12 protein-coding genes are annotated in these 12143 nt (G+C 71.9%); 1 reads left to right on the forward strand and 11 read right to left on the reverse strand.

Annotated elements, in window-relative coordinates:
• Positions 1-191: 191 nt before the first annotated feature.
• Positions 192-1229, reverse strand: coding sequence for an N-acetylglucosamine kinase (locus ACIQCJ_RS34155; RefSeq protein ID WP_402713714.1), 1038 nt, complete (start codon positions 1227-1229; stop codon positions 192-194).
• A gap of 70 nt (positions 1230-1299) precedes the next feature.
• On the opposite strand from ACIQCJ_RS34155, the gene ACIQCJ_RS34160 reads away from it, so the two are divergent.
• Positions 1300-2166: a MurR/RpiR family transcriptional regulator gene (locus ACIQCJ_RS34160; protein WP_188284199.1), complete on the forward strand. Its 867-nt coding sequence runs from the start codon at positions 1300-1302 to the stop codon at positions 2164-2166.
• Positions 2167-2274: 108 nt separating this feature from the next.
• Here ACIQCJ_RS34160 and ACIQCJ_RS34165 read toward each other — a convergent pair whose 3' ends face one another.
• The 10 genes from ACIQCJ_RS34165 to ACIQCJ_RS34210 all read right to left on the reverse strand — a co-directional run bounded on the left by ACIQCJ_RS34165 (position 2275) and on the right by ACIQCJ_RS34210 (position 12037).
• Positions 2275-2610, reverse strand: coding sequence for an RNA polymerase-binding protein RbpA (locus ACIQCJ_RS34165; RefSeq protein WP_073497103.1), 336 nt, complete (start codon positions 2608-2610; stop codon positions 2275-2277).
• Positions 2611-2780: 170 nt separating this feature from the next.
• Positions 2781-3017 carry a preprotein translocase subunit SecG gene (gene secG, locus ACIQCJ_RS34170; RefSeq protein ID WP_355333892.1) on the reverse strand — a complete coding sequence of 79 codons (237 nt, stop codon included), beginning with the start codon at positions 3015-3017 and terminating at the stop codon, positions 2781-2783.
• Between the two features lie 153 nt (positions 3018-3170).
• Positions 3171-3956 carry a triose-phosphate isomerase gene (tpiA, locus tag ACIQCJ_RS34175; protein ID WP_391044090.1) on the reverse strand — a complete coding sequence of 262 codons (786 nt, stop codon included), beginning with the start codon at positions 3954-3956 and terminating at the stop codon, positions 3171-3173.
• 4 nt (positions 3957-3960) lie between these two features.
• The gene (locus ACIQCJ_RS34180; RefSeq protein ID WP_402713718.1) at positions 3961-5184 is read right to left on the reverse strand and encodes a phosphoglycerate kinase; all 1224 of its coding nucleotides are present in this window, start codon (positions 5182-5184) and stop codon (positions 3961-3963) included.
• A 143-nt stretch (positions 5185-5327) separates the two neighbouring features.
• A complete protein-coding gene (gene gap, locus ACIQCJ_RS34185; protein ID WP_355333900.1) occupies positions 5328-6332 on the reverse strand; it encodes a type I glyceraldehyde-3-phosphate dehydrogenase in 1005 nt (334 codons plus the stop codon).
• Positions 6333-6512: 180 nt separating this feature from the next.
• Positions 6513-7490 carry a DNA-binding protein WhiA gene (whiA, locus tag ACIQCJ_RS34190; RefSeq protein WP_188284204.1) on the reverse strand — a complete coding sequence of 326 codons (978 nt, stop codon included), beginning with the start codon at positions 7488-7490 and terminating at the stop codon, positions 6513-6515.
• Positions 7481-8485 (reverse strand): uridine diphosphate-N-acetylglucosamine-binding protein YvcK, encoded by a 1005-nt coding sequence (yvcK, locus tag ACIQCJ_RS34195; protein WP_355333903.1) that lies wholly within the window; start codon positions 8483-8485, stop codon positions 7481-7483. The genes whiA and yvcK overlap by 10 nt, the downstream gene beginning before the upstream one ends.
• A gap of 2 nt (positions 8486-8487) precedes the next feature.
• Entirely contained in the window at positions 8488-9414 is a 927-nt protein-coding gene (gene rapZ / locus ACIQCJ_RS34200; RefSeq protein ID WP_355333906.1) for an RNase adapter RapZ, read from the reverse strand.
• Positions 9411-11501 (reverse strand): excinuclease ABC subunit UvrC, encoded by a 2091-nt coding sequence (gene uvrC / locus ACIQCJ_RS34205; RefSeq protein WP_391044085.1) that lies wholly within the window; start codon positions 11499-11501, stop codon positions 9411-9413. Before uvrC ends, rapZ begins: the two co-directional genes overlap by 4 nt.
• 113 nt (positions 11502-11614) lie before the next feature.
• Positions 11615-12037, reverse strand: coding sequence for a Rieske (2Fe-2S) protein (locus tag ACIQCJ_RS34210; RefSeq protein WP_402713722.1), 423 nt, complete (start codon positions 12035-12037; stop codon positions 11615-11617).
• Positions 12038-12143 lie beyond the last annotated feature (106 nt).

The following is a 12143-nucleotide window of genomic DNA, read 5'->3' on the forward strand; positions in this document are numbered from 1 at the left end:
GCCGGTTCGGCTCGATCAACCATCTTTGAGATGGTCCGATGAAACAATGAACCACCCTTCGCGCCGCCGTCAAGACACCCCGGCGCCGCCGCGACCCCGCGAGGAACCCGGCCTCACCACAGGAGACCCCTCGCCCCAGAGGGCCCCGCCCTCACACCAGCGGCCCCCGGCCTCACAGCAACAGCCCGCCCTCACAGCAACAGCCGTGCCAGCGCCGCCGCCCCCACTCCCCCGTTCGCCACCGGGAAGACCCGCAGCGCGAGCCCGTCGAGCCGGGCGACGACCCGGTCGAGCAGCGGGCCGCCGGGCCCGAGCAGTCCGCCGGTGAGCACCAGCGGCTCCCCCGGCCGCGGCTCCAGCGCCCGTACGGTCGCCACCAGCAGGTCGGCCGCGCCGTCCAGCAGCCGCAGCGCCACCGCGTCGCCCTCGTCCGCCGCCTCCACCGCCTGCCTGCTGAGCTGCGCGAGCCGGGCGGGCGTCTGCTCGTACGCGCTGGTCACGATGGCCTCGCTGAGATCGGCGCGCGCCTCGCCGTCGGGCAGTGGCCGTTCCGCGCCGTCCAGGCGCCCGGTGCCGCCCAGCCGCTCGTACGCGCCCGGCGGCAGATAGTGCGCGGCAACCCTGGCGACCAGCGAGGTCCAGGGGCCGCGGCCGTCCAGCGCCTCCAGCGCCGCCCGCACCGCCCGGCCGCCGAGCCAGAAGCCGCTGCCCTCGTCGCCGAGCAGCCAGCCGTGGCCGTCCACGACCGCGGAGCGGCGTCTGCCGGTGAGCCGGGTGGCGATGGCGCCGGTGCCCGCGATCAGCACCAGGCCGTCGCCGGGCGCGCCGGGCGCGGAGGCCAGCGCGACCTCGGTGTCGCCGCCGACGCCGATCGCGGCGCCCGTGATGCCGTTGGCGGCCAGCGCGTCGGCCAGACAGGACAGCGCGAGGCCGTGGCCGCGCTCGGCGCCGAGCCCTTCCGCGGCGCCCGCGAAGCCGCCGTAGACCGCGGCGACCCGCCCCCGCAGGTCGGCCGGGACCGCCTGGGCGACCGCGTCCGTCAGGTGCCGGGTCAGTTCGGCCCGGCCGACGCTCAGCGCGTTGCCCGGCCCCCCGGTGCCGCGGCCGAGCACGACGACCTCCGCCGGGCCCCCGGCCGTCCCCGGCGCCGCCTCCGCCAGATACGCGCGGCTGCTGGTACCGCCCGCGTCGATGCCGATCACAAGCGGTCGGCTGTAGATTTCACTCATCGCCACGAATGGTGGTTGATAGATTCACCCGCAGGCAAGTCCTCAAGCCGTCCAGCCGAGACGAGTCACCATGATCACCGCGTTGATCCGCTCCGAACTGCCCCGGATGTCCGGTTCCCTGCGCAAGGTGGGCGAGCTGGTGCTGGCCGACCCGGTCGCGGCGACGCACGGCTCCGCGGCCGAGCTGGGACGGCGTACGGGCACCTCGCAGGCCACCGTCACCCGCTTCTGCCGGGCGCTCGGCCTGGACTCGTACCAGCAGCTCCTGATCGAGCTGGCGCAGGAGCAGGGCCGCAGCGAGGCGGAGCCCCGTACGGCGGCGCTCGGGCCGCAGATCGGGCCCGAGGACGACCTGGAGCAGGTGATCGGGGTGGTCGCGGAGGCCGATCTGCGGGCGCTGCGGCAGACCGCCGACCGGCTCGACCGCGAGGCACTGGAACGGGCGGCGCAGACGCTCGCGAAGGCCCGCAGGATCGACGTCTACGGCGTCGGCGGCTCGGGGATCGTGGCCAGGGAGACCGAGGCGCGGCTGTACGGCATCGGCTGCGCCGCGCACGCCTGGACCGAGGTGCACGCGGCGGAGACCTCCGCGGCCCTGCTGACGCCCTCCGACGCGGTGGTGGCCATCTCGCACTCGGGCGCCACCCGGGAGGTGCTGGAGCCGCTGCGGCTGGCCGCGGAGCGCGGCGCCGTCACCGTGGCCGTCACCGGCGACCCGCGCTCGCCGATCGCCCAGGCCGCCGACGTACGCCTCACGTCCACCTCGGGCGAAACCAGCTTCAGGCGCGGCAACTTCGGCACCCGCCACTCCGTACTGCTCATCGTGGACTGCCTGTACGCCCGCGTCGCGCAACTCACCTACGAACGGGCTACGGCCTCCATCGCGTTGACGGGCCATATCGCGGACGCGCACGCGGCCCGGCCGCGCCGCCGCTGAGACGCCCGCCGCGGAGCGTGCCGTGAAAACAGAAAGCCCTCGGTCGCCGGGCGGGCTCAGAGGTCTGAGCCCGCCCGGCAACCGAGGTCCGGGACTTCCCTGATCTCGCTAGATCTCGCCGCGGAGCTTCGCCAGCGCCTCGGCGAGGATCGCCTCGCCGTCGGCGGCGCTGCGCCGCTCCCGCACGTAGGCGAGGTGGGTCTTGTACGGCTCGGTACGCGGCGGCGCCGGCGGATTCTCCTCGTCCTGCCCCGCCGGGAAGCCGCAGCGTGGGCAGTCCCAGGTCTCCGGGATCTGCGCGTCGCTGGCGAAACTCGGCTGGGTCTCGTGCCCGTTCGAGCACCAGAAGGAGATGCGGAGGCGCGGCGCGGACTCGCCGCGCTCGGCCTCTCCCATCGGCCCCGCTCCGACCCGACTTCCACGGATCGCGTTGCCACTTGCCACGGTCGTAACTCCCTGCGTGATGGTGCTGCGAGGTCGCCAGTTTACGGAGACCTTACGTGCCGTCCAGTGGCAGGCGCTCGACCTGTCCCCCGAGGACGTCTCCCCATAGTAAGCCGGGGTGGCGACGAGGCGTCAGTTCTCCCTGGATGCGCGGGAGTCGAACGTCGGCCCTACTTCTGGAACTTCATCACCAGGCCAAGGGTGACAATGCAGGCGAACCACAGCAGACCGACCACGACGGTGATCCGGTCGAGGTTGCGCTCGGCCACCGAGGAGCCGCCGACGGAGGACTGCATGCCGCCGCCGAACATGTCCGAGAGGCCGCCGCCCTTCCCCTTGTGCATCAGCACGAGCAGCAGAAGCAGCAGGCTGAAAATGATGAGGGCGATGGAGAACCCGATGACCACGGCTGGACCAACTCTCTCGACTACATGACAACGGCGCGGGGCCGGACGGCGCGGTCACGCCGGTCCGGCCCCGACAGGGTACTTCCTGAGGGGCGTGTCAGCCCACTGCCCGGTGCCCCGGCTCACTGTCCGTCGCCGCGGGCCCCGGTTCCGTCACTGGTCGCGGAACCGGACGATCTTGACGAACTCCTCGGCGTCCAGTGCCGCGCCGCCCACCAGGGCGCCGTCCACGTCCGGCTGCGCCATGATCGCGGCGACGTTGCCGGACTTCACGGAGCCGCCGTACTGGATGCGCACAGCGTCCGCCAGCTCCTGGTCGTACAGCTCGGCCAGCCGCCCGCGGATCGCCCCGCAGACCTCCTGCGCGTCCTCGGGGGTGGCCACCTCGCCGGTGCCGATCGCCCAGACCGGCTCGTACGCGACCACGATCGTGGCGGCCTGCTCGGCGGGGATGTCCTTCAGGGCGCCGTCGAGCTGCGCGAGGGTGTGCGGGACCTGCTGGCCGGCCTTGCGGACGTCCAGGCCCTCGCCGACGCACAGGATCGGGGTGAGGCCGTTCCTGTAGGCGGCCTTCACCTTGGCGTTGACGACGGCCTCGTCCTCGCCGTGGTACTGGCGGCGCTCGGAGTGCCCGATCGCCACGTACGCGCACTTCAGCTTGGCCAGCATCGATCCGGAGATCTCGCCGGTGTACGCGCCGGAGTCGTGCGCGGACAGGTCCTGGGCGCCGTACTTGATCTTCAGCTTGTCGCCGTCGACCAGCGTCTGTACGGAGCGCAGGTCGGTGTACGGCACCAGGACGGCGACCTCGACCGCGTCGTAGTCCTTGTCGGTGAGCGCGAAGGCGAGCTTCTGGACGTGCGCGATGGCCTCGAGGTGGTTGAGGTTCATCTTCCAGTTGCCCGCCATCAGCGGGGTGCGGGTGCTCTGCTCGGTCATCTGCTCACTTCTCCAGTGCGGCAAGGCCGGGGAGCGTCTTGCCCTCGAGGTATTCCAGGCTCGCGCCGCCGCCGGTGGAAATATGGCCGAAAGCGTTCTCGTCGAAGCCGAGGATGCGGACGGCCGCGGCCGAGTCGCCGCCGCCGACCACGGTGAACGCGTCGGAGTCGATCAGCGCCTGGGCGACCGCGCGGGTGCCGTCGGCGTAGTCCGGGTGCTCGAAGACGCCCATCGGGCCGTTCCAGAAGATGGTGGCGGCGTCGGCGAGCTTGGCGGCGAAGAGCTTGCGGGACTCGGGGCCGATGTCCAGGCCGATCACGTCGGCGGGGATCGCGTCCACCGGCGCGTTGACCGGCGAGGACGGCGCCTTGGTCTTCAGGTCGGGGAACTCGGTGGCGCCGACGACGTCGACCGGCAGGACGAATTCCACGCCCTTGGCCTTGGCGCGCTCCAGGTACTCCTTGACCACGGGGATCTGGTCCTCCTGGAGCAGGCTCTTGCCGACCTCGTGGCCCTGGGCCTTGAGGAAGGTGAAGACCATGCCGCCGCCGACCAGGATGCGGTCGGCCTTGTCCAGCAGGTGGTCGATGACGCCGAGCTTGTCGGAGACCTTGGAGCCGCCGAGCACCACCGCGTAGGGGCGGGAGACGTCCTCGGTGAGCTTCTTCAGGACGCCGACCTCGGTGGCGATCAGTCCGCCCGCGGCGTGCGGGAGGCGGGCCGGGAGGTCGTACACCGAGGCGTGCTTGCGGTGCACCGCTCCGAAGCCGTCGCCGACGTAGGTGTCGGCCAGCTCCGCGAGCCGGTCGGCGAAGGCGCCGCGCTCGGCGTCGTCCTTGCTGGTCTCGCCCGCGTTGAAGCGCAGGTTCTCCAGCAGCGCGACCTGGCCGTCGGCCAGGCCCGCCACGGTGGCCGCGGCGCTCTCGCCGACGGTGTCGGCGGCGAACACCACCTCGTGACGGCCTTCGCCGAGCAGCTCGCCCAGGCGCGCGGCGACCGGCGCGAGCGAGAACTTCGGGGCGGGCTCGCCCTTGGGGCGGCCGAGGTGCGAGGCCACGATCACCTTGGCGCCCGCCTCGGCGAGCTTGGTGATGGTGGGGACGGCGGCGCGGATCCGGCCGTCGTCGGTGATGCGCTCCCCGTCGAGCGGGACGTTGAGGTCGGCGCGGACGAACACCCGCTTGCCGGCGATCCGCCCCTCGCTGATCAGGTCGTCGATCGTCTTCATCTGTACGGTCTCCTACGGGTACGGCTGCGGGTACTGACGGGTACGGGACTGCGGAGTGGGCAAGGGACAGGGCCCGGACCGGCGCTTCGTCGCACCCGTCCGGACCCTGTCGCTCACATCGCTGTGCGTCGGCCGCTACGGCGTCAGAGCTGGCCGCCGACGAAGACCGTGAGGTCCACGAGGCGGTTGGAGTAGCCCCACTCGTTGTCGTACCAGCCGATGACCTTGACCGTCTTGCCCTGGACCATGGTCAGGGAGGAGTCGAAGGTGCAGGAGGCCGGCCAGTTGACGATGTCCGAGGAGACGATCGGGTCCTCGGTGTACTCCAGCAGGCCCTTGAGCTGACCCTCGGACGCCTTCTGGAAGGCGGCGTTGACCTCGTCCTTGGTGACCTCGCGCTCGAGGTCGACGACCAGGTCGGTGACCGAGCCGGTGGGGACCGGGACGCGCATCGCGATGCCGTCCAGCTTGCCCGCCAGCTCGGGGATGACCAGCGCGGTGGCCTTCGCGGCACCCGTGGTGGTCGGGATGATGTTCTCCGCGGCGGCGCGGGCGCGGCGCAGGTCCTTGTGCGGGAAGTCCAGGATGCGCTGGTCGTTGGTGTACGCGTGGACCGTCGTCATCAGGCCCTTGACGATGCCGAAGTTCTCCAGCAGCACCTTCGCCATCGGCGCCACACAGTTCGTGGTGCACGAGGCGTTGGAGATGATGTGGTGGTTCGCGGCGTCGTACTTGTCCTGGTTGACGCCCATCACGATCGTGATGTCCTCGCCGGTGGCGGGCGCCGAGATGATGACCTTCTTGGCACCGCCCGCGATGTGCTTGCCCGCGTCGGCGGCCTTGGTGAAGATGCCGGTCGACTCGATGACGACGTCGACGCCCAGCTCGCCCCACGCGATGGCGGCGGGGTCGCGCTCGGCGAGCACCTTGATGGTCTTGCCGTCGACGGTGATGGAGTCCGCGGTGTGGGTGACCTCGGCCTTGAGGCGGCCGAGGATGGTGTCGTACTTCAGCAGGTGCGCCGTCGTCGCGGTGTCACCCAGGTCGTTGACAGCCACGATCTCGATGTCCGCACCCTGCTCCAAGGCGGCGCGGAAGAAGTTACGACCGATGCGGCCAAAGCCGTTGATGCCTACCCGGATCGTCACGAACCGATCTCCTCGCTCATTCGCCGGAGCCCTCTCCGGCTGCGAAATATGGGATGTCCCCGACCAGGGACGAGCCTACCCGGCCAGGGGCGCGGAGGTGACATCGGGCCGAGGCCCCTCCGCCTCCGCCCCGTCCGCCGCCGCGCGCGTGCCGGCCGGGGCCTGTCCGGCGGATACGTCCTAGCCGACCATCTCGTCGGTGAGGTTGGCGTCGGTGCCGGGCAGGCCGAGGTCCGAGGCGCGCTTGTCGGCCATGGCCAGCAGGCGGCGGATCCGGCCGGCGACCGCGTCCTTGGTCAGCGGCGGCTCGGCGAGGGAGCCCAGCTCCTCCAGGGAGGCCTGCTTGTGGTCCATGCGCAGGCGCCCGGCCGCGGCGAGGTGTTCCGGTACGTCGTCGCCGAGGATCTCCAGCGCGCGCTGCACACGGGCTCCGGCGGCGACGGCGGCGCGGGCCGACCTGCGCAGGTTGGCGTCGTCGAAGTTGGCGAGCCGGTTGGCGGTGGCCCGGACCTCGCGGCGCATGCGGCGCTCTTCCCAGGCGAGCACCGAGTCGTGGGCGCCGAGCCGGGTCAGCAGCGCGCCGATCGCGTCGCCGTCCCGTACCACCACGCGGTCCACATTGCGGACCTCGCGGGCCTTGGCGGGGATCTGGAGCCGGCGGGCGGCGCCGACCAGGGCCAGGGCGGCCTCGGGTCCCGGGCAGGTGACCTCCAGCGACGAGGAGCGGCCGGGCTCGGTGAGCGAGCCGTGCGCGAGGAAGGCACCGCGCCAGGCGGCCTCCGCGTCGCAGGTGGCGCCGGAGACGACCTGCGGGGGCAGGCCGCGGATCGGCCGGCCGCGGCCGTCCACCAGGCCGGTCTGCCGGGCGAGCTGGTCGCCGCCCGCCACCACGCGCACCACGTACCTGCTGCCCCTGCGCAGCCCGCCGGGCGCCATCACCACCAGGTCGGAGGAGTGCCCGAAGATCTCCAGGATGTCCTTGCGCAGCCGCCTGGCCGCGATCCCGGTGTCCAGCTCCGCCTCGATCACGATCCGGCCGCTCACCAGGTGGAGGCCGCCGGCGAACCGCAGGATCGACGAGACCTCCGCCTTCCGGCAGCAGGTCCGGGTGACGGGAAGCCGGGAGATCTCATCCTTCACCGCTGCCGTCATCGCCATGGGCCGATCCTTCCACGCATACGAAAAATCCTGTCATACGCGGCGGCCAACAGCTCCGGGTCGTGCCGCGGCCCGTCGGGGGCGGCGACCGGTGCCAGCTCGACCGTGCCGCCCAACCGCTGTGCGGCCTCGGAGAGGCTGTCACGGTCGGGTACGGCGGCCTCGTCGGCGAGAACCACGTCGATGGTGAGTTTAGGGGCGTGTCGGGCCAAAACCTCCAAGTGACGCTGCGGAGAAAATCCGTCGGTCTCACCTGGTTGCGGCGCGAGGTTCAGCGTGAGGACCCGGCGCGCCCTGGTCGTCATGAGGGCGTCGACCAGCTCGGGGACGAGCAGATGCGGGATCACCGAGGAGAACCAGGAGCCGGGGCCGAGCACCACCCAGTCCGCGTCGAGGACCGCCTGCACGGCCTCGGGAACGGCGGGCGGATCGGCCGGGACGACCTGCACTTCCTGCACCTCACCGGGGGTGAGGGCGACCGTGGCCTGGCCGCGGACGGTGCTGATCTCGTCGGGCCTGTCGGGGTCGTGGCCGCGGACGATGGCGTGCAGGTCGAGCGGGACCGCGGACATCGGCAGCACCCTGCCGTGGGCGCCCAGCAGCCGCCCGACCCACTCCAGCGCGGCGACCTCGTCGTTGAGCTGTTCCCACAGCGCGACGATCAGCAGATTGCCCACCGCGTGCCCGTGCAGATCACCCTCGCTGGTGAAGCGGTGCTGGACCACTCGGGCCCATGTGCGCCCCCATTCGTCGTCCCCGCAGAGCGCGGCGAGCGCCTTGCGGAGGTCTCCCGGCGGCAGTACGCCCATCTCCTGGCGGAGTCTGCCGCTGGAGCCGCCGTCGTCCGCGACGGTGACCACCGCGGTCAGATCGCCGGTGATCCGGCGCAGTGCGGCGAGGGAGGCGGCCAGGCCGTGCCCCCCGCCGAGGGCGACCACCTTGGGCGGCACCCCGGCGCGGCGGCCCGTACCCCGGCGCCGCCGCCGACCCGTCATGATCACTCGCGCCCCATGTCCCTGTGCACTGTCACGGTCTCCACCCCATCCGCGGCCAGCCGTGCGGCCAGCCGTTCCGACATCGCCACGCTGCGGTGCTTGCCGCCCGTGCAGCCGACCGCGATCGTCACGTACCGCTTGCCCTCGCGCCGGTATCCGGCGGCGATGATGTGCAGCAACTCGGCGTAGCGGTCGAGGAATTCCTTCGCGCCCGGCTGGTTGAACACATACTGCGCCACCTCGTCGTTGAGCCCGGTGAAGGGCCGCAGCTCCGGCACCCAGTGCGGGTTGGGCAGGAAGCGGCAGTCCACCACCAGGTCGGCGTCGACGGGCAGGCCGTACTTGAATCCGAACGACATGACCGTGGCCCGGAGTTCCGGCTCCTCCTCGCCCGCGAACTGGGCGTCCAGCTTGGCGCGCAGCTCGTGCACGTTGAGACTGGAGGTGTCGATCACCAGGTCGGCGTCGCCGCGCAGCTCGCGCAGCAGGTCGCGCTCGGCCGCGATGCCGTCCACGATCCGGCCCGAGCCCTGGAGCGGGTGCGGCCGGCGGACCGACTCGAAGCGGCGGACCAGGGCCTCGTCTGAGGCTTCCAGATAGATGATCCGGCGCTTGACGCTGCGGGTCGCCAGGTCGGCGAGGGACTCGCGCAGATTGTCGAAGAAGCGGCGTCCGCGGACGTCCACGACCACGGCGATCCGGGCGACGTTGCCCTGCGAGCGCGCGCCGAGATCCACCATGGTGGGGATCAGCGCGGGCGGCAGATTGTCCACCACGAACCAGCCGAGGTCCTCCAGACACTTGGCCGCGGTGCTGCGGCCCGCTCCGGACATGCCGGAGATGATCACCAGTTCGGGGATGGCCTCCACGGCCTCCCCCGCTCCGCCGGTTGTCACGTGCGTTCCGTCCTGTTCGTCCTGGTCGCTCATGTGCTGATCCCCCGATGGTGGGACGGGTCCGCCCCGGGCGGGGTCCCGTCGGCCTCTTCGATGATCTCTCCTGTCGCGGTGTTCACCGCGGGTGCGGCCGGAGCCGCGGCTGCCAGGGTCGCCGCGACCGTCTCCGCCGTACGGCGGCCGATCCCCGGGACCTCGCAGATCTCCTCGATCGTCGCCGCCCGGAGCCGTTTCAGCGAGCCGAAGTGCTTCAGCAGCGCCTGCCTGCGGGTCTCGCCGAGCCCCGGCACGGAGTCCAGCGCGCCGGCCTTCATCGACTTGGAGCGCTTGCTGCGCTGGTACGAGATCGCGAACCGGTGCGCCTCGTCGCGGACCCGCTGGAGCAGGTACAGGCCCTCGCTGGAGCGCGGCAGGATCACCGGGTCGTCGTCGCCGGGCAGCCAGACCTCTTCCAGGCGCTTGGCGAGGCCGCACACGGCGACGTCGTCTATGCCCAGCTCCTCCAGCGCGCGCCGGGCGGCGGCCACCTGCGGCTGTCCGCCGTCGACCACGACGAGCTGCGGCGGGTACGCGAATTTGCGCGGCCGTCCGGTGTCGGGGTCGATGGGGCCGGACGCCTGTTCCTCGTGGTCCAGGGGAACATCGCCGTGGTTCGCGGGGACCTCGCCGGACTCGCCCTCCCACTCGCCGGTCTTCTGCTTCTCCAGCAGATAGCGGCGGAAGCGGCGGGAGATCACCTCGTGCATCGACCGGACGTCGTCCTGCCCGGCGAAGGACTTGATCTGGAAGCGGCGGTACTCGCTCTTGCGGGCCAGGCCGTCCTCGAAGACCACCATGGACGCGACCACGTCGTCGCCCTGGAGGTGGCTGATGTCGTAGCACTCGATCCGCAGCGGCGCGGTGTCGAGGTCGAGCGCGGCGGCGATCTCCTCCAGCGCGCGGGAGCGGGTGGTGAGGTCGGAGGCGCGCTTGGTCTTGTGCAGCGCGAGGGCGTGCTGCGCGTTGCGCTGCACGGTGGCCATCAGGTCCTTCTTGTCGCCGCGCTGCGGTACGCGCAGGCTGACGTGCGAGCCGCGGCGGTCGCTCAGCCACTGCGCGACCGGCTCCGACGGTGCGGGCAGCGCCGGGACCAGCACCTCCTTGGGCACACCGCCGCTGCCGCCGGAGCGCTCGGCGTCGCCGCGCTCGTCGCCGTAGAGCTGCTGGAGGGCGTGCTCGACCAGGCCCGCGGTGTCGACCGCCTCGACCTTGTCGGTGACCCAGCCGCGCTGGCCGCGGACCCGGCCGCCGCGTACGTGGAAGATCTGCACGGCGGCTTCCAGCTCGTCCTCGGCGACGGCGATCAGGTCGGCGTCGGTGGCGTCGGCGAGCACCACCGCGTTCTTCTCCATGGCGCGGCGCAGCGCCTCCAGGTCGTCCCGCAGCCGGGCGGCCTGCTCGTACTCCATCTCGCTCGCCGCGTCCTTCATGCGCTGTTCCAGGCGGCGCAGGTAGGTGCCGGTGTGTCCGGCCATGAAGTCGCAGAATTCCTCGGCCAGTTCGCGGTGGTCGTCGGCGCTGATCCGGCCGACGCAGGGCGCGGAGCACTTGCCGATGTAGCCGAGCAGACAGGGGCGGCCGATCTGCGCGGAGCGCTTGAAGACCCCGGCGGAGCAGGTGCGGACCGGGAAGACCCGCAGCAGCAGGTCGACGGTCTCGCGGATCGCCCAGGCGTGCGCGTACGGACCGAAGTAGCGCACGCCCTTGCGCTTGGGGCCGCGCATGACCTGCACGCGCGGGAACTCCTCGTTCATCGTCACCGCGAGGGACGGATAGCTCTTGTCGTCGCGGTACTTGACGTTGAACCGCGGGTCGAACTCCTTGATCCAGGAGTATTCGAGCTGGAGCGCCTCCACCTCGGTGGAGACCACCGTCCACTCGACGGCCGCCGCGGTGGTCACCATCGTGGCGGTCCGCTGGTGGAGGTTGGTGATGTCCTGGAAGTACGAGGAAAGCCGCTGGCGCAGGCTCTTCGCCTTGCCGACGTAGATCACCCGACCGTGCTCGTCCCGGAACTTGTAGACCCCCGGGGAGTCGGGGATCTGGCCCGGCTTCGGTCGGTAGCTGCTGGGGTCCGCCATGTCTCCCACCCTACTGGCGGGATGCGACATTCCCGGGCCAGGCCGGGCAGTGCCGACCGGTGCGGATACCGGCGGGCGGGACCGCCGGTTCGCGGGTGCCGGACTGCCGGTGGTCAGCTCGCCGGACCGGCGGTGAGCTTGCCGCCGGAGGCGGTGACCTGCACGGCGGGCAGCGGCTTGGTCGCCGGGCCCTGGAGCACGGCGCCGGTGTCCGCGTCGAACTGGCTGCCGTGGCAGGCGCAGGTGATCGTCGTGCCGTCCACCGAGGTGACGACGCAGCCCGCGTGCGTGCAGACCGCGCTGAACGCCTTGAAGGTGCCCTCCTTCGGCTGCGCCACGACCACCTTGTCGTTCCGGTAGAGCTTGGCGCCGCCGACCGGTACCTCGGTGGCGGCGCCCAACTCCACGGCTTTGGCGGGCCCGTCGGACGAACCGCCGCCGGAGCCGCCGCACGCGGTGAGGCCGAGCCCGGCGGCTCCGGCCAGGGCCGCGCCTCGCAGGACGGTACGGCGGCAGGCGGGCAGTTCGGTGGTCATGTGCGCTCCAGGTCGGGGAGGTGGGGAGGTCTCGCGACCCGTAACCCTACGTCCCCCACCTGTCCGCTTCCTCTGTGCCACTCCCGGACGGCCACTGCCTGACGAC

Source organism: Streptomyces sp. NPDC093221, from assembly GCF_044753885.1.
In the GTDB taxonomy this organism is placed as follows: Bacteria; Actinomycetota; Actinomycetes; order Streptomycetales; family Streptomycetaceae; genus Actinacidiphila.